At 69.4% G+C, this 20,917-nt stretch carries 25 protein-coding genes; 16 read left to right on the forward strand and 9 right to left on the reverse strand.

From position 1 onward, the window contains the following. Positions 1–194: 194 nt before the first annotated feature. The gene (locus tag ACZ6S4_RS20015; protein WP_465476380.1) at positions 195–1,622 is read right to left on the reverse strand and encodes an MFS transporter; all 1,428 of its coding nucleotides are present in this window, start codon (positions 1,620–1,622) and stop codon (positions 195–197) included. Between the two features lie 117 nt (positions 1,623–1,739). Beyond that, positions 1,740–2,411 (reverse strand): TetR/AcrR family transcriptional regulator, encoded by a 672-nt coding sequence (locus tag ACZ6S4_RS20020; RefSeq protein WP_465476381.1) that lies wholly within the window; start codon positions 2,409–2,411, stop codon positions 1,740–1,742. Positions 2,412–2,614: 203 nt separating this feature from the next. On the opposite strand from ACZ6S4_RS20020, the gene ACZ6S4_RS20025 reads away from it, so the two are divergent. Together ACZ6S4_RS20025 and ACZ6S4_RS20030 are read left to right on the forward strand one after the other, a co-directional pair. Next, entirely contained in the window at positions 2,615–4,219 is a 1,605-nt protein-coding gene (locus ACZ6S4_RS20025; protein WP_465476382.1) for a GGDEF domain-containing protein, read from the forward strand. A gap of 107 nt (positions 4,220–4,326) precedes the next feature. Beyond that, positions 4,327–5,151, forward strand: coding sequence for an SAM-dependent methyltransferase (locus ACZ6S4_RS20030; protein WP_465476383.1), 825 nt, complete (start codon positions 4,327–4,329; stop codon positions 5,149–5,151). 1,092 nt (positions 5,152–6,243) lie between these two features. Here the strand turns inward: ACZ6S4_RS20030 and ACZ6S4_RS20035 are convergent. Together ACZ6S4_RS20035 and ACZ6S4_RS20040 are read right to left on the reverse strand one after the other, a co-directional pair. Then, the gene (locus tag ACZ6S4_RS20035) at positions 6,244–6,615 is read right to left on the reverse strand and encodes a hypothetical protein (protein WP_465476384.1); all 372 of its coding nucleotides are present in this window, start codon (positions 6,613–6,615) and stop codon (positions 6,244–6,246) included. Then, positions 6,593–6,844 carry a hypothetical protein gene (locus ACZ6S4_RS20040; protein ID WP_465476385.1) on the reverse strand — a complete coding sequence of 84 codons (252 nt, stop codon included), beginning with the start codon at positions 6,842–6,844 and terminating at the stop codon, positions 6,593–6,595. The genes ACZ6S4_RS20035 and ACZ6S4_RS20040 overlap by 23 nt, the downstream gene beginning before the upstream one ends. Positions 6,845–7,102: 258 nt before the next feature. Here ACZ6S4_RS20040 and ACZ6S4_RS20045 point away from each other — a divergent pair, with 258 nt between their 5' ends. Next, the gene (locus ACZ6S4_RS20045; protein ID WP_203768943.1) at positions 7,103–7,339 is read left to right on the forward strand and encodes a DUF397 domain-containing protein; all 237 of its coding nucleotides are present in this window, start codon (positions 7,103–7,105) and stop codon (positions 7,337–7,339) included. Positions 7,340–7,388: 49 nt separating this feature from the next. Here the strand turns inward: ACZ6S4_RS20045 and ACZ6S4_RS20050 are convergent, their stop codons facing one another. Further along, positions 7,389–8,279, reverse strand: a complete 891-nt coding sequence (locus ACZ6S4_RS20050; RefSeq protein ID WP_465476386.1) for a helix-turn-helix domain-containing protein — start codon at positions 8,277–8,279, stop codon at positions 7,389–7,391. 312 nt (positions 8,280–8,591) lie between these two features. On the opposite strand from ACZ6S4_RS20050, the gene ACZ6S4_RS20055 reads away from it, so the two are divergent. Beyond that, positions 8,592–8,918, forward strand: a complete 327-nt coding sequence (locus ACZ6S4_RS20055; protein ID WP_465476387.1) for a hypothetical protein — start codon at positions 8,592–8,594, stop codon at positions 8,916–8,918. Continuing rightward, the gene (locus ACZ6S4_RS20060; RefSeq protein ID WP_465476388.1) at positions 8,915–9,112 is read left to right on the forward strand and encodes a hypothetical protein; all 198 of its coding nucleotides are present in this window, start codon (positions 8,915–8,917) and stop codon (positions 9,110–9,112) included. Before ACZ6S4_RS20055 ends, ACZ6S4_RS20060 begins: the two co-directional genes overlap by 4 nt. A 31-nt stretch (positions 9,113–9,143) precedes the next feature. Here the strand turns inward: ACZ6S4_RS20060 and ACZ6S4_RS20065 are convergent, their stop codons facing one another. Beyond that, on the reverse strand, positions 9,144–9,545 hold the full coding sequence (locus ACZ6S4_RS20065; protein ID WP_465476389.1) for a RidA family protein: 402 nt from the start codon (positions 9,543–9,545) through the stop codon (positions 9,144–9,146). Then, the gene (locus ACZ6S4_RS20070) at positions 9,542–10,408 is read right to left on the reverse strand and encodes an NAD(P)-dependent oxidoreductase (RefSeq protein ID WP_465476390.1); all 867 of its coding nucleotides are present in this window, start codon (positions 10,406–10,408) and stop codon (positions 9,542–9,544) included. Before ACZ6S4_RS20070 ends, ACZ6S4_RS20065 begins: the two co-directional genes overlap by 4 nt. A 70-nt stretch (positions 10,409–10,478) precedes the next feature. Here ACZ6S4_RS20070 and ACZ6S4_RS20075 point away from each other — a divergent pair, with 70 nt between their 5' ends. From ACZ6S4_RS20075 to ACZ6S4_RS20105, 7 genes are all read left to right on the forward strand, one after another. After that, positions 10,479–11,375 (forward strand): LysR family transcriptional regulator, encoded by an 897-nt coding sequence (locus tag ACZ6S4_RS20075; protein WP_465476391.1) that lies wholly within the window; start codon positions 10,479–10,481, stop codon positions 11,373–11,375. Between the two features lie 59 nt (positions 11,376–11,434). Then, complete coding sequence (locus ACZ6S4_RS20080; protein WP_465476392.1) at positions 11,435–11,746, forward strand: CU044_2847 family protein; 312 nt, start codon at positions 11,435–11,437, stop codon at positions 11,744–11,746. Beyond that, positions 11,743–12,282 carry a hypothetical protein gene (locus ACZ6S4_RS20085; protein ID WP_465476393.1) on the forward strand — a complete coding sequence of 180 codons (540 nt, stop codon included), beginning with the start codon at positions 11,743–11,745 and terminating at the stop codon, positions 12,280–12,282. Before ACZ6S4_RS20080 ends, ACZ6S4_RS20085 begins: the two co-directional genes overlap by 4 nt. Before the next feature lie 40 nt (positions 12,283–12,322). Then, a complete protein-coding gene (locus ACZ6S4_RS20090; RefSeq protein WP_465476394.1) occupies positions 12,323–12,673 on the forward strand; it encodes a winged helix-turn-helix transcriptional regulator in 351 nt (116 codons plus the stop codon). Positions 12,674–12,740: 67 nt separating this feature from the next. After that, the gene (locus tag ACZ6S4_RS20095) at positions 12,741–13,364 is read left to right on the forward strand and encodes a malonic semialdehyde reductase (RefSeq protein WP_465476395.1); all 624 of its coding nucleotides are present in this window, start codon (positions 12,741–12,743) and stop codon (positions 13,362–13,364) included. A 66-nt stretch (positions 13,365–13,430) separates the two neighbouring features. Further along, positions 13,431–13,724: a DUF3040 domain-containing protein gene (locus tag ACZ6S4_RS20100; RefSeq protein WP_465476396.1), complete on the forward strand. Its 294-nt coding sequence runs from the start codon at positions 13,431–13,433 to the stop codon at positions 13,722–13,724. 19 nt (positions 13,725–13,743) lie between these two features. Next, positions 13,744–13,917, forward strand: coding sequence for a hypothetical protein (locus tag ACZ6S4_RS20105; RefSeq protein ID WP_465476397.1), 174 nt, complete (start codon positions 13,744–13,746; stop codon positions 13,915–13,917). 11 nt (positions 13,918–13,928) lie between these two features. Here the strand turns inward: ACZ6S4_RS20105 and ACZ6S4_RS20110 are convergent, their stop codons facing one another. Beyond that, positions 13,929–14,765: a phosphoribosylaminoimidazolesuccinocarboxamide synthase gene (locus tag ACZ6S4_RS20110; RefSeq protein WP_465476398.1), complete on the reverse strand. Its 837-nt coding sequence runs from the start codon at positions 14,763–14,765 to the stop codon at positions 13,929–13,931. A 124-nt stretch (positions 14,766–14,889) separates the two neighbouring features. On the opposite strand from ACZ6S4_RS20110, the gene ACZ6S4_RS20115 reads away from it, so the two are divergent. Next, on the forward strand, positions 14,890–15,714 hold the full coding sequence (locus tag ACZ6S4_RS20115) for a DUF1206 domain-containing protein (RefSeq protein WP_465476399.1): 825 nt from the start codon (positions 14,890–14,892) through the stop codon (positions 15,712–15,714). Positions 15,715–15,718: 4 nt separating this feature from the next. On the opposite strand, the gene ACZ6S4_RS20120 is transcribed toward ACZ6S4_RS20115, so the two are convergent. Beyond that, positions 15,719–16,225 carry a pyridoxamine 5'-phosphate oxidase family protein gene (locus ACZ6S4_RS20120; protein ID WP_465476400.1) on the reverse strand — a complete coding sequence of 169 codons (507 nt, stop codon included), beginning with the start codon at positions 16,223–16,225 and terminating at the stop codon, positions 15,719–15,721. Between the two features lie 82 nt (positions 16,226–16,307). Here ACZ6S4_RS20120 and ACZ6S4_RS20125 point away from each other — a divergent pair, with 82 nt between their 5' ends. The 3 genes from ACZ6S4_RS20125 (at position 16,308) to ACZ6S4_RS20135 (ending at position 20,513) form a co-directional block, all read left to right on the forward strand. After that, positions 16,308–16,760, forward strand: coding sequence for a winged helix-turn-helix transcriptional regulator (locus ACZ6S4_RS20125; protein ID WP_465476401.1), 453 nt, complete (start codon positions 16,308–16,310; stop codon positions 16,758–16,760). A 146-nt stretch (positions 16,761–16,906) separates the two neighbouring features. After that, on the forward strand, positions 16,907–18,484 hold the full coding sequence (locus ACZ6S4_RS20130) for a hypothetical protein (RefSeq protein ID WP_465476402.1): 1,578 nt from the start codon (positions 16,907–16,909) through the stop codon (positions 18,482–18,484). A 547-nt stretch (positions 18,485–19,031) separates the two neighbouring features. Then, positions 19,032–20,513 (forward strand): hypothetical protein, encoded by a 1,482-nt coding sequence (locus ACZ6S4_RS20135; protein ID WP_465476403.1) that lies wholly within the window; start codon positions 19,032–19,034, stop codon positions 20,511–20,513. The last annotated feature ends 404 nt before the right edge of the window (positions 20,514–20,917 follow it).

Genomic DNA, 20,917 nt, shown 5'->3' on the forward strand with positions numbered 1-20,917 from the left:
CCTAGGAGAAGAAAACCCCAAAATACCCCCCCCCCCCCCCCCCCCCCCCCCCCCCCACAAAAACCCCCCCCCCCCCCCCCCCCCTCCCCCCCCCCCCCCCCCGCTGTCGTCTCGGCGGCCCCGGCCCTCCGGGCGCCGCTGTCGGTCTACCGGCCCGGATCTCCGGGGCCGCCGCCTGTCGTCTTCGCGCCAGGTCAGGCCGCGGCTGCGGCCTCGGCCATCTGGTCCGCGGTCGGGCGCAGCCGAGGTGCTCCCAGCGCCATCACGATGTTCACCGCCGCGAAGAGCGCCGCGATCATCAGACCCCGTTCGAAGCCGCCGACCAGCGCATCCTGCTGGCCCGCCCCGCCGGCCACCAGCGACTCGACGTGGGACGTCGCCAGCGTCGTGATCGCCGCCAGGCCCAAGGCCCCGCCGACCTGGTAGCCCGCGTTCACCACCCCGGAGGCCGCGCCGGCGTGGTCGTGCGAGACATCGGCGACCGCCGCGATCGAGGCCGGGGTGCCCACCGCGATGATGCCCATCCCGAACAGCACCAGGCCGGGCAGGATCGTCAGGGCGTACGAGCCGGTGGCGTCGGCGCCGGAGAGCAGCAGCAGGCCGACCACGCTGAGCGCCGCGCCGCCGAACTGGACCGGCTTGGTGCCGAAGCGGGTCACCAGCTGCGAGGCGATCACCGCGCTGGCGATCGCCGCGATGCCCATCGGCAGGAACTGCAGGCCGGTCTCCAGCGCGGTCAGGCCGCGGACCTGCTGCAGGAAGATCGCGGTGAGGAAGAACATCGCCAGGAACGCCGCGCCGTTGAGCGCCAGCGCCACGATCGACGTGGTCAGGCCCCGCGAGCGGAACAGGCTGAGCGGCACCAGCGGCGCCGCCGACCGGGCCTCCACCCGGACGAAGGCGGCCAGCAGGGCCAGGCCACCGGCGAGCAGCCCGATCACCTCGAAGGACGACCAGCCCAGCGGCTCGGCCCGGATGACGCCGAGCACGATGGCCAGCAGGCCGGCGGTGCTGAGCAGGGCGCCCGCGACGTCGAAGGTGCGCGTACCGGTGGTGGTGACCTTGGACTCGCCGACGAAGAGCGGGACGATCGCGGCCAGCGCGATCGCGATGGGCACGTTGACCAGGAAGACCCAGCGCCAGCTGAGCGAGTCGACCAGCAGGCCGCCGGCGATCACGCCGAGCGTGCCGCCGAGGCCGGCCAGGCCGCCCCAGACGCCCATCGCGATGTTGCGCTCCCGGCCGTGCTTGAACGTCACGGTGAGGATGGCGAACGCGGCCGGCGACAGCAGCGCGCCGCTCAGGCCCTGGATCGCGCGCATCACCACGAGCTGCTCGGGGTTCTGCGCGAGGCCGGCGATCAGCGAGGTCAGGCCGAACAGCGCCAGCCCGACGATGAAGACCCGGCGGCGGCCGAGCAGGTCGGCCGCGCGGCCGCCGAGGAGCAGAAAACCCCCGAAGAGCAGGGTGTACGCGCTGACGACCCACTGCAGCCCGGAGGCCGAGAAGCCCAGATCCTGCTGGATGTCGGGCAGCGCCACGTTCACGATCGTCACGTCGAGCACGACCATGAACTGGGCGACCGCGATGACGGCCAGGGTCGACCACGGATTGCGTTGCACCGGTTCCACCTCCACCGAGCGCCGCCCTGTGCGGCGTACATGTACACCGTAGATGTACGGCGTATAGGTGCGTCAAGCGGCGGACTGGGTGCTTCGGTGTGACGAACGACGCGCTGATCAGTCGCGCTGGAGGCCGCGCACGCCCTGCACCAGCAGGTCGAGGTTGAGGGCGAAGTAGTCGTCCTCGTCGCGGCAGACCACCAGCGCGGGCGCGGCGGCGATGACGTTCGGGTAGCGCGTGGGCGACAGCGATTCGAGCCGGGCCCGCTTGTCCCGCAGGGCCTGCTCCCGCTCCTCACCGGGCTGCCACGGGCCGGGCGCCGGGTCCGCGCCGACCAGCGTGATGACCGAACAGATCAGGAAGGTGCCGACCTCCGCCGCCTTACCGGCCCCGAAGCCGGCTTCACGGAGCAGCCCGAGCACCCGCTCGGCGATCCGCAGCCCGGACTCGGCGATGAGGATGCGGCGCAACGCGAGACCGGCGATCGCCGGGTGCGGACGGATCGCCACCAGGAACGCCAGCAGAATCTCGCGCAGCTGATCGTGCCACGGGGCGTCGCCGGGCTCGGGCAGCCGCACGGCCTCGATCAGGTGCTCGGCAAGGCCGTCGAGCAGGCTGTCCTTGTCGCTGAAGTGCCAGTACATGGCCATCGGCGTGACGCCGTGCTCCTGCGCCAGCCGGCGGATGGTGACCGCCTCCAGCCCCTCGGCATCGGCCAGCGCGATCGCCCCGACCACGATCGCCTCCCGGCTCAGCCGTCCCCGGGTCGCATCGTTCCGCTTGGCCATCCGGCAACTGTACGACGTACATGGCGGGTCACCCGCGGTGGTGGCGAGGTGGATCACGTCTGGGACGCTGGGAGTCGGCGCTCACTCACGGCTAGCCTTTGGGAACAGAGCGCGATGTCCCGTACACCTGAAAGGTTTGTCATTTTTCTTCAGCAGGGGTCCGCGGTGTCGATGATTCGCGTTGAGGGAAAGGGGTGAGCCTGATGGACGTACGCCAGGACGACGCGGCGCGGCTGTCGGCCGCCCTGACGGAGATCGAGGACCAGTACCTCTGGGACGCCGACGCCACCCTCACGACCGCCGTCGAGATCGAAGAGCAGGCTCTCGCCCTCGGGGACGAGCGGCTCGTCTTCCGGGCCCGGCTCTGCCAGGCCAACATGCTCATGCGCAAGGGTGAGGTCGCGGCGGCCGCCCGGCGGATCTGGAAGATCCACCAGTGGGCCACCGACCACACCGACCACATCGTGCTGGCCCGCACCCACCTGGTCTGGGCCAACATCCACCGGCACCTGGGCGACGCCGCCCAGTGCCTGGAGCACTCCGTGCTCGCCGTCGAGCTGCTCGACGAGCGGGCCACCCCGCACATGCAGGTCTGGCACCGGGCCAAGCTGGCCGACGCGTTGGGCCTGGCCGGCTCGATGGACGCGGCCCGGCAGCGGTACCAGCAGACCGAGGAGCTGGCGGTCGATCTCGGCCTGCCCCGGCTGCTCATGGGCATGCTCAACAACTACGCGTACACCGAGCACGCCGCCGGCGAGAACGGCCGCGCCCAGGAGGTCGCGCGCCGGCTCCAGCAGGTGGCCGAGCGGCACGGCTTCGCCCTCGACCCCGCGGTGCTGGACACCATCGGCGTCATCGAGATCGAGAACGGCAACTACCTGGCGGCCGAGCGGACCCTGCGCGAGGCGGTCCGGCGCCACCACGACGGCAACTACGAGGACGCGGACGCGCTCGCGGAATACATGCTGACTCTCGCGCGGGCCCAGCGCTTCCTGCGGGCCACCGACCGCGCCCAGGTCAACCTGGACGCGTCCCGCAGCCTCTGTGTCGAGCGTGGACTCGGCGACGTGCTGGTCCGGGTGCACCAGGAGCAGGCCGAGCTGCATGCGGCGCGGGGTGAGTTCGCGGAGGCTTTCGCCGTACACAAGATCTTCTTCTCCGCCCACAACGCGCTGCACTCGTCGCAGCGGGAGGCCCAGGCCCGCACCCGGCAGGCGATGTTCGAGACGACCGAGGCCCGGCAGGAGGCCGAGCGGTTCCGCGAGCAGGCCCGGCGCGACCCGCTGACCGGGCTGCGCAACCGGCGCTACCTGGACGAGGAGCTGCCCGACCTGATCGACGCCGGCGGCCCGCTGACCGTGGCGATCGTCGACCTGGACCACTTCAAGCGGATCAACGACCAGCTGTCGCACGACGTGGGCGACCAAGTGCTGGTGCTGGTGGCCAAGCTGCTCGAGACGGAGCTGGCGGCGGTCTCGCCGGACGGCTTCGTGGCCCGGATGGGGGGCGAGGAGTTCCTGCTGGTGCTGCCCGGCACCGACGTGTCCGAGGCGACCGGCCGGCTGGACGGCATCCGCGAGGCGGTCAGCTACTACGACTGGACCGAGCTGACCCGCGGCCTGCCCGTCACCGTCAGCATCGGCGTGGCCGGACTGCGCGACGCACCGACGCCCACCCAGGCCGGCCTGCTGTCCACCGCGGACCGTCACCTGTACGTGGCCAAGCACGCCGGACGTGACCGAGTGATCTCCACGGCTCCGCGCGACGCCCGCCACCGGTCGTACCGGGACAGCGCTTCCGCGGCCTGAACCGTGGTTCGATCGAGCGACATGGCTGAATCCTGACCAGATCCGCCCACTAGGCTCAGCCCCGTACGTCGGGGACGGCCAGGGGTGGTCCGGAACAGGAGGCGGTCGTGACGCAGCACAGAGTTGTCCCGCCGGCCGAGCTCGCCCCACCGGGGGTCGACATCAACGTGCCGCACTCGGCCCGCATCTACGACTACTGGCTGGGCGGCAAGGACAACTTCGCCGTCGACCGGGCCGTCGGCGACGCCATGATCAAAGCTATCCCCGGCATGCGCAAGATGGCCGGCGAGAACCGCAAGTTCGTCCACCGGGCGGCCCGTGACCTGGTCTCCCGGGAGGGCATCCGGCAGTTCCTGGACATCGGCACCGGCATCCCGACCCGGCCCAACCTGCACGAGATCGCCCAGCGCATCGACCCGCGCACCCGGGTGGTCTACGTGGACAACGACCCGATCGTCCTGGTCCACGCTCGCGCCCTGATGATCAGCACGGAAGAGGGCCGCAGCGAATACATCTCGGCCGACCTGCGCCGGCCGCGGTCGATCCTGACGGACGAGGTGCTGGCGGCGACGCTGGACCTGACCTCGCCGGTCGGCCTGACGCTGATCGCGATCCTGATGCTGCTGGCGGACGCGGACGACCCGTGGGCGCTGGTGGCCGAGCTGCGGGACGCGATGCCGCCGGGCAGCGTACTGGCGATCACCCATCCGACGGCTGACTTCAACCCGGCCCAGGTGCACCAGGCAGTGGCCGCGGCGACCGGCGCCGGCATGACGCTGGTGGCCCGCACTCACGACGAGGTCCGGCGCTTCTTCGGCGACTGGGAGTTGCTGGAGCCGGGGCTGGTTCCGGTCTCCGCTTGGCGGCCGGATCAGCCTGCCGAAGACCCGGAGGCGGCTTACTACTGGGCAGGCGTGGCCCGCAAAGCTTGACCCGGCGCGGTCTGCTGGGCGGTCTTCCGCTGGGACGCTGTCCCGCCGGGGCGCGAAGTCGGATGCGCTTTCGCCCGGACGGGTCTCGGGCGGGGACTTGGGCGCGCTCTCGCCCGGGTGGGGATCCCGGCGCGGTGCGGCCCGAGCGGGAATCGGCGCAGTTCAGCTGGGTGGGAGCAGGGTGCGATCCCTCGGCCGGGAGGACGGAGCAGCGGTTCGCCCGGGCGGGGAACAGGTGCGGATCCACCCGAGTGGGGACTCCGGCGCGGTTTCATCTGGGCGGGAGCGCGGTCCCGCCCGGCTGGGAGCACGGCGCGGTCCCACCCGGCCGGAAGGACGACGCGGTCCCACCCGGCCGGAAGGACGACGCGGTCCCACCCGGCCGGAAGGACGACGCGGTCCCACCCGGCCGGAAGGACGACGCGGTCCCACCCGGCCGGGAGCACGGCCCCGTCCCACCCGGCCGGGTAATTCCCACGCGGTTTCACCTGGGCGGGGGAATCCGGCGCGCCCCGCCGGGCCGAGAACACAGCATGGCTTCACCCGATCGGGGGAATCCGGCGCCTTCGCCCAAGCGGAAGCGGGCGTGCTTCGCGCGGGCGTGCTTCGCGCGGGCGTGCTTCGCGCGGGCGTGCTTCGCGCGGGCGTGCTTCGCGCGGGCGTGCTTCGCGCGGGCGTGCTTCGCGCGGACGGGAGCTCGGGCGTGCTTCGCGCGGACGGGAGCTCAGGCGTGCTTCGCGCGGACGGGAGCTCAGGCGTGCTTCGCGCGGACGGGAGCTCAGGCGTGCTTCGCGCGGGCGGGAGCTCGGGTTTGGAGCGACAGCGGGGTTTGCGAGCGCAGCGAGCAAGCTCAGCCATGCAATCAGATGGCAGGGAGCGCAGCGACCGGTCTCGGCGGGAGCGACGTCCAGCACCACCCACTCAGGCACGACATCCAGCTCTTGACCTTGAACTTTAGGGTCCGGATCCCGAACAGGGCCCGGCCGAGCGATCCGGCACGGGGGAACCGGACCGCCCGGCCGGAGTCGGGCGGCGCGCCCTGCGGCGCGCTTGGAGCGACACCCGTGGGCGTCGCTCGGAAGTATGAATTTGTCAGGACCGCAGGCGAGTCCGCCTTCGTGGCGGCGGATGCGGCAGCCGGCCGGCGCGGACCAGGACCTGGCGGCGCGATCCTTCGCGGCCGGCCTGGTCGATCACCGTGCCTTCGACTTCGAGCCAGGTGTCGCCCTCGTACGGGATCGGCTTGCCCCATTCGACCCGGTCGACCCGCAGGGTGAGCGGGCCGATCCCGTAGCAGTAGTCGTTCTCCGCGAAGACGTGCACGGGCCAGCGCGGGACGCTCAGCTGGATGCGTCCACTGCGGATGATCGGGGCGGCCAGGGCCCAGACCTTGCGGCCGGGGGCCGTCCCGGAGCGCCGTCGGCGCGCGCAGTGGACGTGCTCAGTGACTCGCGTCGGGATCACCGCCGTCGTTCGGGTGGTGCTCGGCCTGGGGGAACCGGTCGGGGCGGGTCTGGGGGTGGCGGACGCCGCCGAAACGGTGCGAGGCGGTGGTGGCCCGGGCCGACGCCGCCTCCGGGCCTCCGGTGAGCGGCTCGTCCCGGTAGACCAGCGACGGGTTGCCCCGCCGGATGTCCGCGCCGTCGGCGTCGGCGTGCTCCGGTTGCTGCGGACCGGCGTTCGGGACCGTCATGCTCGTTTCCTCCCGCTCGGACGCCCCCGCCAGGGAGCCTCGCGTCGCGCGGTGCCGGAGTCGCAGAGGCCTTTCCGCGACCGAACCGTCACTCAAAGATGTCACCCTCCGTGACCCACTTTCCGTGGGGCTCGTGCGTTATCATGCTCACAATCATGTGAGAACGCAAGGCCAAATGCACGTGCATTTGCACAGCAGGTAGCCGGCGTGACACACAGAGCCGGTCCCCGGACCGGTCAAACCGTTAGGGAGCAAGTAATGACGCGCATTGTTAACGGCATGCCCGCCGGGCAGCTGGAGGGTGTGACCTGGCAGAAGAGCGGCCGGAGCAACCCCAGCGGCAACTGCGTCGAGTGCGCCGCACTCCCGGACGGCAGCGTCGCCATGCGGAACTCACGCGACCCGGAGGGTGCGGCCCTGATCTACACCCCGGCGGAGATCGAGGCGTTCCTGGGCGGCGTCCGCGACGGGGACTTCGACAACCTGCTCCGGTAGCTCACCCCTCGGGGTGATTGACACACAGTGAGGACGTCGACCCAGCGGGTCAGCCGAGCCGGCCTACCTCGTGCAGCAGCTTGCCGAGGATTTCCTGGGTGTGGCTCGGCGGCTCGGCATCGATGCAGACGCGTTCCATCGCGATCGCGTAGTGGTCGACGTCGTCACGCTTCTCCAGGTAGATGGCGCTCGTGAGCTGCTCGACGTAGACCACGTCGGGCAGCTCCGGCTCCGGGAAGCGCAGGATGGCGAACGGGCCACCGGCCGCGGCGTGCCCGCCGGCGTGGAACGGGATGATCTGGAGCCGGATGTTGGGCTTCTTGGCCGCCTCGATCAGCGCCTCGATCTGAGCCCGCATGACCTCGGGGCCACCGATCGGCCGGCGCAGCACGGCCTCGTCGATCACGGCCCACAGCTGGGGCGGCTCGGTGCGGTCGAGGATCTGCTGGCGCTGCCGGCGCAGCTCGACGCGGCGGTCGATCTCGTCGGCATTGGCGCCGGCGTGACCGAGCAGGATGACGGCCCGGGCATATTCCGGCGTCTGGAGCAGGCCGGGAACGAACTGGATCTCGTAGGTGCGGATCAGTGAAGCCGCGGCCTCCAGGCCCAGATAGGACTGGAACCAGGGCGGCAGGATGTCACCGAAGTGGTGCCACCAGCCGGGGTTGTTGGCCTGCCGGGCCAGACCCAGCAGCGCCTCCCGCTCGGCGTCGTTCTTGACGCCGTACATGCTGAGCAGGTCGGCGACGTCGCGCTCCTTGAAGCTGACGCGGCCGAGCTCCATCCGGCTGATCTTGGATCCCGAGGCACGGATCTCGTAGCCCGCGTCCTCCCGGCTGATGCCCTTGCCCTCGCGCAGCCGCCTCAGCTGGGCACCGAGCAGGATGCGCAGCACGGTAGGACCGCTGTTCAGCGGCTCCTCCTGCGTACCCGCGCCCACCTGACTCCTAATGATCGTCTCCGAGATGCAAGTTGCACCTTCTTCGCCCCAGAGCATCCTAAGGGGGAGATCGTCCGGCCGGAAACCGATCGATCGGCCACCCCATCGCCGCGCACGAGTCAGATGCACGTGCAGACGGCCTTGCGGACGCACTGGATCCCGAGCATGATATCTGACAGGCGGTTGCTTGGGTGCTGACAGTGCGTACTGAAAAGTATGTCCTTTTTCAGGTTCAGCGCCTGAGACGAGCGCCTGGTGTACCTGACGACGTGTCCGCCCGACGAACGAGTCCCGGAAACAGGAGGCTCTCGAATGTCGACCCCGTCCATAGCCCCACCCCAGCGAGACCCGGCCGACGTCGCGCCGGCCGACAGTTACCACAAGGCCGACCCGGTCTGGGTCTACCGCGACGGCTGGCGGGCCGGCGTGATCGAGGCCGCCTCACCGCGCGCAGTCACTGTGACCTACCGGCCGGGATCCCACCGGGGCACGGGCGTTGACACGTTCACCGCGTCCTATGTGACCTCCCGCGCTGACGAGGATCCGGCGCTCGACCGGCGGACCAGCGGGCCGCTGATGACCCGGCGCCCCCGGATCGGCACCGACGGCGCGGCAGCGATGGGCGGCCTGGCCTCGTGACCGGAGCCATTGCGCTCGCCGCGGTGATAGGGCTGGCCAGCCTGCTCGCCGGCGTCGCCCTGGGGTGGTATCTGCGCCGGACCAACGACTGGTGCGCCCATTGTGGTGACCAGTTGAGCTGTGAGGGTTGTGGCAGCAAGGCGGCGTGGCCCAAGCCTCGTGAGGCCGAGCTGAGCCTGCGCCCCGGCCCCTGACCAAGCTCGACCCCGATCAGCACACCCCTGATCAGCTCGCTGCGGTGACCTCGACCTCGAGGACCGCGCCGGGTAGGAAGAGGCGGTTCACCTCGACCGTCGTGCTCGCCGGCGGTTTGCCGGGAAAGACCTTCCGCCGGACGACCCCGTAGTCGCCCAGCTGGGAGAGGTCGGTCAGGAACGTGCGTACGTGCAGCACGTCGCCGAAGCCCGCGCCGTGCGCGGCCAGCAAACCCCTGATGATCTCGAAGATCCGCTCGGCCTGTGCCGTCATGTCCCCGGGCGCCACCACCGCGCCCGAGTCGTCCACGGCCACCTGACCGGAGAGCACCAGCAGAGCGCCGCCCCCGCCGAGTTCGAGCCGCGCCACGTGGGCGAAGCGATCGCCGAACGGGGCGGCAACGGATTCCGGGTTGTCGAGCGTCAGCTTCACGGCTTTGCCTCCGAAACGATCGCGGCCTCCGGGACAATCGCGGCCTGCGGAACGATCGCGCCCTCCGGAGCGATCGCGGCCTCCGACACGATCGCGGCCTTCGGAACGATCGCGGCGAGATCGGCGGACTGATCGGGAGCCTCTCGCAGCACCGCGGCAGCCGCCCGCACCATGGGCGGAGAAGTAAAGCCCGACACCAGATCAAGATCCTTGGCCGCGAGCGCCACCGGAAAAGCCGCACCGGCCGCAGTCGCACGGACCACCGCACCGCCAAGAGCGCCCCGCGAAACCACCGACAATGCCGTCTCCACATCCACCCCGACAGCCTGAGCGACAGCAACCGTGTCGGCCAGCGCGGCAAGCCCAGTGACCAGCGCGGTATTGGCAACCAGCTTCAACGCCGCCCCACTGCCGAGAGGACCGCAGCGATGCACAGTCCCCAACGACTCCAGCACAGACAACGCTCGCTCGACGTCCCCACCCGCCAGCACGTTCAACTGCCCTGATTCAGCCGCCACCACGCTGCCCAGCACAGGCGCGTCCACCAACGTGACGCCATCGGGCACTTGCAGCGCGCGTACCGCCTTCGGCCCGATGGTCGACATCTCGACCAGAACACTCCCCGGCCGCAGAGCCGCAGCCTTCACCACCTCCTGAACGGCCGCAGCGTCGGTCAGCATCGTGATGACAACCTCCGCCTCGGGGACAGCCGGCGTCGGCGCGGCGCGAGCTCCTGCCGCCACCAGCGGCACGGTCTTCTCCGCCGTACGGTTCCAAACGGTCACCTGGTGACCCACCTCAAGCAGCCGGCGCGCGATAGCAGCGCCCATCCGCCCAGTGCCAAGAACAGAAATCGATGCCATGCCCCGACGCTAGCCAGGCTCAAGCCATGCCACCAACGAATGTTCCGCATCCGAGCCATGCGCAACTAGCATGCCGACGGTGCAGACCCAGAGCCTTGAAGTCTTCGTGGCGGTCGCTCGCGGCAAGTCCTTCACCCGCGCCGCCCGCTCCCTCGGCTACACCCAATCGGCCGTATCCCGGCAGATCGCCGTCCTGGAGAAGGACCTCGGAGCCGACCTCTTCGACCGGCTACCGCGCGGCGTCGAACTGACCGAGCAGGGTCGCACCCTGCTCCCGCACGCCGAGGCGATGCTCGACCGGCTGCACACGGCGCAGCGCGACCTGGACTCGCTGCGCGACATCGGCGGCGGCCGGCTGCGGGTCGGCGCCTTCCCCACGGCGGTGGCCGCGCTGGTGCCCCGGGCCCTGGCCGCATTTCGTACGGCGTACCCGCAAGCGGAACTGTCCCTCGTAGAGGGCCTGACTCCCCGCCTGCTGGACCGGCTCGCCGCGGGTGAGGCCGACGTGGCCGTGGTCAGCGCCCCGCCGGACCGCCCGCTGGACGCGACCCGCTTCGACCTGCACCACCTGCTCGACGAGCAGCTCCTGGTCGCGGTGCCACCCGGGCACCCGCTGGCCGACCGGCACACCGTGCGGCTGGCGGACCTCGCCGGTGATCCGTTCATCGCCGGGTCCGCGACCGCCGAGGAGACTTTGCTGCGGGCAACCCTGCCCAGCGGCTTCCGCCCCCGGATCGACATCGTGGCGGCCGAGTGGACGGGCAAGCTGGGCTGCGTCGCGGCGGGCCTCGGGGTGGCCCTCGTTCCGGCGCTCGCGGTCCGCGCCACCCCGGCTGACCTGGTCCTGCTCCGGCTGCATCCCGACGACGCCTCGGCCCGCCGGATCTTCGCCGCCACGGCCCGCCGGCCGACGCCCACGGTCGTCCACATGCTCTCACTGCTGCGGCAGTCCGCCGCGACCATTTAGGGCCGGTCCGGCGCAGGCCGTCATGAGCGGCAGGACAGGCCCTCAGGCAGGATGTGTCCGTGGCTGCGTACATGGACCTGCCGATCGACGGCGACGAGACCATCCGGGTGGAGATCAGCAATCAAGGCCTGGTGCGCGCCGGCGCCGGCGACCTCATCGGTACGGCGACCGAACGCCTCGACGAAGCAGTCGGCCAGGTCGTCCGGATGGGCCGCAAGGTCATCCAGCAGGCCCGCGAGGTGACAGACGCCCCGGAAGCGGTCGAGCTGGAGCTGGGCCTGAAGCTGACCGCCAAGACGGGCTTCGTCATCGCCGAGTCCAGCGGCGAGGCGCACGTGAAGGTCATCCTCAAGTGGACGGTGAGTGCTTGACCACGTATCTGCTGATCTGGGACGCCAGCGAGACCGGCTACCCGGCCGCCAACCTGGCCGCGGACATCGCCGCCACGGCCGCAGGAAAGGTCGTCGCAGGGCGGTGGACGTTCGGGTCTCGCCGGGGTGGCACGGCGCCGGGCGATCGGGTCTTTCTGCTGCGGCAGCGGGCCGACCGCGGCATCGTCGCCAGCGGGACCCTGGCGGACGGGGTGATCTTCCCTGCCGGGCATTGGCAGGGCCAGCCGGGGAAGAGCACCTTCTACGCCGAGGTGTTGTGGGACAGGGTGCTGCCGGTCGCTGACCGGTTGCCGTTCGAAGAGCTGCTGCACGAGGTGCCCGGGCATGACTGGCGGCACATCTACGGCTCGGGGCAGCAGGTGCGGCCGCCGGCTGACGTGGCTCTGCAACGGCGCTGGGACGAACATCTGGCCGACCTGCGGCGGCGATGGTCCGGGTCTGAAAACAGCCGGGACCCTTGGCCGGCCGGCGGGTCGCGCAAGCCGGCCACCCCAGGCCCGCCGCCGGCCGGCTGAGCCGATCCGGCCGCTGTACTGGCGATGTTACGTTTGGCTGGTGACAGCGGTCCCGGAGCAGATGCCGGTCGACGCAGGGCAGTGCGCCCGCGGCGACGTGGCCCTGACCCGCGCCTTCCAGTTCCTCGGAAAGCGCTGGAACGCCGCCGTCCTCGGCAGCCTCGCCGCCGGTCCGGCCGGCTTTCGGGAGCTGTCCCGCAGCATCGAGGGCATCAGCGACTCGATGCTCGCCAACCGGCTGGTCTCGCTGACCGAGGCCGGGCTTATCACCCGTACGGTCGCGGCCGGGCCACCGGTGACCGTGGCTTATGCGCTGACCGAGCGGGGCCGCGCGTTGATGCCAGCGCTGGAGCAGATCTCCCGCTGGGCGCGTGAGCACCTACCCGGCTGATTATTCCCGCTGTCTTGAGCCTCACCTTTGTGGTACTTCATGATGCTTAGCCGCTAGCTTTTCAGAAGTGAATACTACTTCCGTAGCTGCTACGCGCCGCCTGTCCCGTCTCGACGAGGCCGGACGCGCTCTGCTTTTCACCGAGGCCCGCACGGCCAACACCTTCGCCGACACTCCGGTCACCGACGAGGAGCTGACCGCCGTGTGGGAGCTGGCCAAGTGGCCCCCGACCGCCGCCAACCTCCAGCCGCTGCGCGTGCTCTACGTGCGGACGCCGGAGGCGAAGGAACGGCTGGTCACCTACATGAATGAGGGCAACCGGGCCAAGACCGCGTCCGCGCCGGTCACCGCCGTCCTGGCCGTCGACACCGACTTCCACGAGCATGTGCCCGAGGTCTTTCCGATCAATCCAGCCCTGAAGGACGTCCTGGCGGACGCCCCGGAGATGCGCGACGGGATGGGGCGATTCAGCGCCGGGCTGCAGATCGGCTACTTCCTGCTTGCGGTACGGGCGGAAGGCCTCGTCGCCGGCCCGATGGCAGGCTTCGACAGCGAGGCGATCGACAAGGACTTCTTCCCCGACGGGCGCTTCAAGTCGCTGCTCGTGGTGAACATCGGCCACCCCGGCGAGAACCCGTGGTTCCCGCGCCTGCCGCGGCTCTCCCACGACAACACAGTGGTCTGGGCCTGACGCGTTTCGGCCCGTCCGCGCTGGGTAGCTGAGATCGTCGGCTCCCCGCGGCGGAGGTGGTCCACGGTGCGCGATCCCGCATTCGAGGCAATCGTGGCGCGGCTGTGCGCCGACGACCCGGAGTTCACCGGCCGGATGAAGAAGCTCGGCGGCCCACCCGCAAAGAGGCGGGTGGGCTCAGCCGTACTCCTGTGGGCGATCGCACCGGTGTGCGTCGTTCTCGGCGGGTGGACCGGGCTGCTGATTGCCATGATCGCGGTGGCGTACGGCTCGTACCTGAAGTGGTCCGCGTCGATGTTCGCCACGGCCGGATCGCACGAGTCCCTCCCGCGGCGCCGCCGTCCGGGCGCTTCGCTCTGACCGACCTGGAGGCAACGCCATGACCGATCCGGCAACTGAGGACGACCGCCCGGCGACCAAGGAGGAAGCCGCGGCGATCGTCCGCGACGACCCGGCCCTGCGCACAGCTACGGACACAGCCGACGACGACGCGGCCACGGACGACGACGCGCGCACCGCCGACTCCGCCCCGACCGGCGAATCCAGGGACTGACCGCCTGAGGCTCAGCGCCAGCGGTCGCCGGTGAGCCGCTCGTACACCTCGACGTACCGGTTGCGGGTGGCCTCGACGACCTCGTCGGGGATCTCCGGGCCGGGGGCGGTCCGGTCCCACCCGGTCAACGACGAGGACCAGTCCCGCAGGAACTGCTTGTCGAGATACCGCTGGGTGCCACCGGGCTGCCACTCGTCAGCCGCCCAGAAGCGCGACGAGTCGGGTGTCAGCAGCTCGTCACCGAGCTTCAGCACACCCCCGGAGAACCCGAGCTCGAGCTTGGTGTCGGCAATGATGATCCCCTTGCCGGCGGCAACCTCGGACCCCCGCCGGTAGACCTCAAGAGTGATCCGCCGCAACTCCGCGGCGACGTCGGCGCCGACCGAATCCTCGACATCCGCGTACGTGATGAACTCGTCGTGCCCCTCGCCCGGAGCGACCTTGGTGGTCGGGGTGAAAATCGGCTCGGGCAGCTTCGACCCCTCGATGAGCCCGGGCACAAGCTCAACACCGGAGACGGCGCCACTCTTCTCGTACTCCTTGAGCCCGGACCCCGCAAGATAACCGCGAGCGATGCACTCAACCATGACCATCTCGAGCCGCTCGCACCGCACAGCGCGACCGGCCCACTCGGCGGGCACATCGGTGGCGGAGATGATGTGGTTGGGCACCACGTCGGAAAGCTGGTCGAACCACCAGAGCGAAAGCTGCGTGAGAATCTTCCCCTTGTCGGGGACGGCGGTGGGCAGGACAACGTCGTAGATCGAAATCCGATCAGAAGCGACGAGCAGAATGTCATCGCCATCGGCGTAGACATCCCGGACCTTCCCCGAGTGCAACAGCTCCACAAGTTCCCCTTAGCCGCGCCGGACGCCAACACAGGTCACGCTATCGGACCGCCGGCGCGGCCTTCCGCCGGTCTCAGCCGGGGCGCACGTTTCAGAAATCGGCGTTCAGGTCAATGGCAGGTCCATGTCCTCCCTTCCCACGCAGGCCCGCGGCGCCGCGTCGCGTACCGCCAACAGCACCTGGCTGGAGCACCTGACCCGTGGCGGGCTGGTGGGGTACGGCATCATCCACCTGCTCTTCGCCTGGCTCATCCTCCAGATCGCCTTCGACGGCTCCGGCACCGACGGCGACCAGTCCGGCGCCCTGCACCACCTGGCCGAGAAGCCGTTCGGAACCTTCCTCATCGTCGTCATCGTCATCGGCCTCATCGCCATGACGCTCTGGCAGGTGCTCGAGGCGGCCATCGGTCACCGTGCCGAGCGGGGCCGGCACCGCCTGTACGAGCGGATCGTCTCGGCCGGCCGCGCCCTGTTCTACGCGTACTTCGCCTTCACCGGCATCAAGGTGCTCCGGGGCAAGAAGGCATCGAGCGCCGACACTCAGCAGAAGGCCAGCGAGGACCTGATGGCCTCGACCGGCGGCCGGATCACGGTGGGTCTGGCCGGCGTGGTCATCGCCGCGATCGGTGTCGGGCTGGTTGTCTACGGGCTGCGGAAGAAGTTCGAGAAGCACCTCAAGATGAGCCAGATGACCGCGAAGATGCGCCGGCTCAGCGAGCGGCTCGGCATCGCGGGCTACGCCGCCAAGGGCACCGCGTACGGGATTGCCGGTGTCCTGTTCTTGATCGCGGCCGTGCAGTACGACTCGGACAAGGCCCGCGGCCTCGACGCGACCCTGAACGTGCTGTCCGAGCAGAGCTACGGCCCGTGGCTGCTGGCCCTGACCGCACTCGGCATCGCCGCGTACGGTCTGTTCTCGATCGTGCAGGCCCGCTACCGCAAGGTCTGATCCGTCAGCTGAGGACCCCGCCCAGCACGCTCGGCAGCCGCGTCGTGAAGTCCACCAGCCCGACCCACGTCGGCCGTACCACGATCCTGGCCTGCCGGGTCCCCGGCTGGTCCATCTGGGCCAGCACCGGCTCCGCGCCGTCGCCGAGATAGCGGCGGGCCGCCGCCGCATACTCCTCAGCTATCCCGTCCACCTCGGTGATCTCCGCAAGACCGCGGATGGTCAGGCACCGCGGCGGCGCGTCATCGGTGTCGATGGTCAAGGCGACTGCCGGATTTGCCCGGAGGGCGGCGATCCGGGCGGCCGGGTGGCGGATTCCGGCATTCGGTCCACCCGTGTACGTCGCCATGACGATCTCCCGGCCGTTCCAGTGGAACCAGGTCGGCACCACCCGCGGCGTGCCGTCCGGCCACACGAATCCCATGCGCGCGGGGATTCGTGAGGTCAGCAGTTCCTGCGCCAGCGGTGTCTCCAGCAGTCCGAGGTCACCTTGCGGCAGAGCACCGGTCATCGTTCGCCTCCCGAGTGAGTTCCTTCGGGGAACTTAACAGACTCAGTTCCTTGAGGGAACCCAGGAGAGCTAGCCTGGGTCGATGCAGCGCACCCAGTTCGGCGAGATGGCGTGTTCGATCGCCCGCACCCTGGACGTGTTCGGCGAGCCCTGGTCGCCCCTGATCCTGCGGGACGTGTGGGTCGGCATCCGCCGCTTCGACGAGATCCAGGCCGACCTCGGCATCTCCCGCAAGGTGCTGACCGAGCGGCTCAAGCTGCTCGTCGAGGCCGGTGTGCTGGCCCGGCAGCAGTATTCGGAACGGCCCGCCCGCAGCGAATACGTGCTCACCCAGAAAGGCACCGAGCTCGTCGATCTGCTCATGGTCATGGCCAAGTGGGGCGACCGCTGGACGGCCGGCGAGGCGGGGCCGCCGGTGCTGTACCGGCATCACGCGTGCGGCGAGATCGCGCACGTGGAACTGCACTGCTCAGCGTGCGATCAGCCGATGTCGGCCGACACCGTCGACCTGCTGCCCGGACCGGCGCAGAGCTGACGGCGTCCTCCAATCCACTGTGGTCGGTGACGGCGTTCGAAGGGACAACGCGGCGGGCGCCGCTGTGGCATGATCACCGGCACCTCTTCTCGATGTCGGCCGGACGTACGGCCGATGTCACCCCTCCGACCAAGGGGAAAGCCACAATGCTTCCGATCTTCAGCCGTGCCCGTCTCGGGCGATATCTGGCCGTCTCCGCCGTGGTTCCCGCCCTGGTGCTCAGCACCGGCGGCGCCGCCGTCGCAGCGACCAACACGCTCACCCTCACCGTGCTGAACCGCTCCGGCGCCAAGGTCTCGGTGTCTGCCACCGTGGTCAACCTGGCCAGTAGCTCGCAGTACACGGTCCGCAGCAACAAGAAGAAGAAGCTGCCCAAGGGCAGTTATGCCGTGCTCACCTCGATCACCAGCGGCAGCACGACCACGCTGGGCGGCCGTACGGTGAAGGTCTCCGGATCCGCCAAGCTGACCGTCGACGCCCGCCAGGGCCGCCGGGTCAACCTCGCGGTGAGCCCGGCGCCGGCCGGCCTCTCCCGCAACCTCAGCGCCCGAATCTGCACCAAGACCAGCGCAAGCTACAACGTCGAGGCGTACGGCGACACCGTGTACGTCATCCCGACCACCTCCAAGAAGATCGCCTTCGCCGCCCTCGGCACGTGGAGCGACAGCTTGGCCCAGGCGGACGCGTACGCGGTCGTGCACCAGACGACCGGCGTACCGAAGAAGCCGACCCGGACGTTGAAGGTTTCCTCGCTCGGCACCGTCTCCGTGGTGTCGAACCTCGGCCCGGCCGGCTCCAACAACACCGATGTGGCGGTGCAGCCGATCAAGCGCGGGTGCGCCGACGACATGTACAGCGGCCTGTGGTCCACCGACCGGCCGAGCCGCGCGAAGCTGAAGCTGACGCCCGGCGCCTGGCACATCCGGTCCGGCACGTCGGCGACCACCAAGAACGGCGAGAGCTGGAACATCGGCTCGTACTTCGCCGAGCGCAAGGTCGCCAGCGGCAAGTCGTCCACGGTCCGCTTCTACAACGCCGCCTGGGGTCCGAGCACCCAGCTGCCGACCACCCTGTACGGCCGGATCTCGTTCATGATGAACGAGATGTTCACCGACCCCGCCTTCACCCGCAACGACACCGGCGGCGAGGGCGGCGACAAGGCGACGGCGACCCTGTCCTTCAAGGGCAAGACGGTCAAGACCAAGAAGGACCGGGGCTGGGAACCCGACATGACGGTCCTGGACTACAAGGTGAAGAAGGCCGGCTGGTACACGCTCACCAACACGGCCACCCGGTACTACCCGGAGATCAGGTACCCGGCCGGCATGCTCTCCACCAAGAGCGTGGTCAGCTACCGCTTCTACACCAAGCCGAAGAGCAACTCGCTGGCCGAGGTCAACTCGGTGACCATGGTGCCGACCGGGCTGAACGGCTGGAACAAGGCGGGCGGCAAAACCACGAACGTCGCGCTGAAGCTGAACCGCTACAGCCAGGACCCGGACGCCAAGCGCGGCAAGAACCCCAAGTTCAAGTCGCTGGGCGTGAAGATGTCGGCGGACGGCGGCAAGACCTGGCGCACGGTCAAGGTCAAGAAGATCAAGGGCGTCTGGACCGCGGTGGTCCCGAACCCGGCCTCGGGCGCGGTGTCACTGCGGGCGCGGGCCACGTACAAGAGCGGCGGCTACACGGACGTGACGATCTACCGCGCGTACGGCATCGCCTGAGAGATGGACCGCAAAGGCTGGGCCTCCCCGTTGGGGGTGCCCGGCCTTTGTCATAGGCCAGCTGGCCGGCCGGGCGAAGGCGATACCCGAGCCGGACCCCGTACGTTTTTTGTCGGGCGTCTGGTAACCCACCTCACCAAGGCCAACCACTACACGACCTGGGGGGTCATCCCGTCGCGACACAACTGTGCCTGATAGGGAAATGTGTTTGGACCTCGAGGACACCCGGACAGGCATGACGGCACCGCCATCCCGCGGGGAGGATCTGTGAATGCCTCGTCCCGGGACGGTCGCAAGCGGCGGGTACACCATTGATGCGCGCCAGGATGGTGCGCGCAATTCTGCGGCACGCCCCGACCTGCGTGCCCCGGAATTCCCTGCAGGAGCAGCCAGGGCACTTCCGACGGCGGGACCATCGCTGGTGCTGGCGCTACAGCGCAGCGTCGGGAATCGGGCGGTGGCTAACGCTCTCAGTGCCGATCAACGAGCCGGTCCGGTCTTGTCGCCACGGCCGCCACGGCGGTCGACACCGGCGGCCCAGCGTCAGATGGAGCCCCGCAGCCGTTTCGGTGATGCGATGCGAAAAGATCGGGAACGCAATCAGGCGATCATGGAGGGCAAGCGGCCTGCCGGCGACGAGGTCCTACGGCTCCCTGACTGGAACCTCATCACACCGCGCAAGGCGGATAAGGCGTTCGGACAGGCACTCAAAGAACTCACTTTGTTCACCATTCCGATTCCGCAGCTGGGGGTGCGCGTGGACTTGCGGGTGTCGGCCGAGGCCGCGCTCGCTCTCAGCGCCAGCTATTCGGGCGCACTGCGAAACATCCAGGTGGGCATGTCACCTTTGGAGGCGGCCGCCCTCAGGCTTGTGGGGACTGAACCGGCGATGCTGGCCTCCGTGGCGGGCTTCGCGCGCCGCGTACACGGACTCGCCGATCTCGACATCGGCGGAAGCATGGGACTCAAGGCGCATCTGGAAGGCCGAGTCGACGCGGTTGGCAAGGTGGTCGGCCTGGAAGTGGCACGGCTCGGAATGGGGCTCGCCGCCAAGGGGTGGGCCACCGGCGGCCTGCGCTTCGGCGGACGCACTGGGTTCATCATCGACAGGGGGAATCTCCGGCTGCGATTCGATAGGGCGGCGCAGGCCGCGTTGCAGTTGCACTTCGGCCTCGACGCATTCATCGAAGCGAGCTTGCTGGGGTTCAAGTGGCGCAAGGACTGGGACCTGGTCAACAAGACCTTGGACTACCGGTGGCAGCACGGAGCCATGCTCGCCCTCAACATGGCGGGACCGCCGAACTCGATCGCTCCGCAGATGACGTTCGGCGACGAACAACTTCAGCTCGAGGACCTGGCTCGCCAAGTCTTCACGGCGGCAGCTTCCGAGGAGAAGTTGGAGCCGCTCAACCAGCCAAGCGGTACCGGCGGTGGTGGCGTCGCCGGTGGCGGTGCGGGATCTGGAGGTGGCCCCGGCGCAGCGCCCACGGGACGCTACCCAAGCGATCCGATCCCGATGACCTGGTACAAGTCGCCGGGGCACTATCCGCCAAGGATTGCGGTGGGCAGCCAGCAATTCTTCCTGACCGAGCCTGACTATTTGGCGGTGCCGAAGAGGGTGCCCCGGCTGGCCGATGTGCGCCGCCATGCCGAAACGAGGGACGGCATCGATGTGATCAAGATCGGCGTGGATCTAAAAGGCCGAAATTATCCGCGGCTCGGCTGTGTGTGGCCGCGGACCCAGGTCGGCGCGATTCGGGGTGGGGTCGCACAAGACCAGTTCCGCCGCTTGCTGACCCACCACGGCTTTGCATGGGGGTCGTACGAGGCCGACCATGTACGCGACCTCCAGTGGGCCGGCCAAGACGAGTACGACAACCTCTGGCCACTGGAGAGAACGCGAAACAACGATGCCAACCAAATTCTCACTCAACCAGTGACGTACCAGAACGCAGCCGGGAGGGTCGTCACAGTCGCCCTGAATCAGACCCGGCTGGGTCTCTACTTCCGCATTGACGCGCTGGCTTGAGTCCTGTCGGTAGTCGTGAGGTGAGCCTCCACCGGTGAGCGTGCATGTCTGGTTCGGTGGGCTACACCAGAGCTAGCTCAACCGCTTCGCGCTCCGGGGCCGCGAACACTAGGCGCTCCTCGACCTGGTGGCCGAGCGGTAGATGATCAACTGGGTTCGGCAGAACACAGGCGGACTGGATGACCGCTAGTGCCGTGCGGGTCACCGCGCGTCTGTCGTCGGCATGAAAGCGGTCAGGATGCTGTGCGCGAGTGCGATCAGCTCTAACAGGTCAGGCGCACGGCGACGCGGAGCGCTGGTGACGATCATGCTCCCGTCGGTGTGCGCCGGGTGAGGCGTTGAGTGTGCACTGGGACCGGCTCGACTGGGCGCTGATGTAGCGGGCACTGTTCGACGCAGCCGGG

The organism is Actinoplanes sp. NPDC051405, from assembly GCF_055586185.1.

Bases quoted from the DNA above. Each gene is read 5' to 3' on its own strand.
- ACZ6S4_RS20020 (WP_465476381.1), bottom strand. From the start codon at position 2,411: ATGGCCAAGCGGAACGATGCGACCCGGGGACGGCTGAGCCGGGAGGCG.
- ACZ6S4_RS20025 (WP_465476382.1), top strand. From the start codon at position 2,615: ATGGACGTACGCCAGGACGACGCGGCGCGGCTGTCGGCCGCCCTGACG.
- ACZ6S4_RS20040 (WP_465476385.1), bottom strand. From the start codon at position 6,844: ATGACGGTCCCGAACGCCGGTCCGCAGCAACCGGAGCACGCCGACGCC.
- ACZ6S4_RS20045 (WP_203768943.1), top strand. From the start codon at position 7,103: ATGACGCGCATTGTTAACGGCATGCCCGCCGGGCAGCTGGAGGGTGTG.
- ACZ6S4_RS20055 (WP_465476387.1), top strand. From the start codon at position 8,592: ATGTCGACCCCGTCCATAGCCCCACCCCAGCGAGACCCGGCCGACGTC.
- ACZ6S4_RS20070 (WP_465476390.1), bottom strand. From the start codon at position 10,408: ATGGCATCGATTTCTGTTCTTGGCACTGGGCGGATGGGCGCTGCTATC.
- ACZ6S4_RS20075 (WP_465476391.1), top strand. From the start codon at position 10,479: ATGCCGACGGTGCAGACCCAGAGCCTTGAAGTCTTCGTGGCGGTCGCT.
- ACZ6S4_RS20105 (WP_465476397.1), top strand. From the start codon at position 13,744: ATGACCGATCCGGCAACTGAGGACGACCGCCCGGCGACCAAGGAGGAA.
- ACZ6S4_RS20115 (WP_465476399.1), top strand. From the start codon at position 14,890: ATGTCCTCCCTTCCCACGCAGGCCCGCGGCGCCGCGTCGCGTACCGCC.
- ACZ6S4_RS20120 (WP_465476400.1), bottom strand. From the start codon at position 16,225: ATGACCGGTGCTCTGCCGCAAGGTGACCTCGGACTGCTGGAGACACCG.
- ACZ6S4_RS20125 (WP_465476401.1), top strand. From the start codon at position 16,308: ATGCAGCGCACCCAGTTCGGCGAGATGGCGTGTTCGATCGCCCGCACC.
- ACZ6S4_RS20130 (WP_465476402.1), top strand. From the start codon at position 16,907: ATGCTTCCGATCTTCAGCCGTGCCCGTCTCGGGCGATATCTGGCCGTC.
- ACZ6S4_RS20135 (WP_465476403.1), top strand. From the start codon at position 19,032: ATGGAGCCCCGCAGCCGTTTCGGTGATGCGATGCGAAAAGATCGGGAA.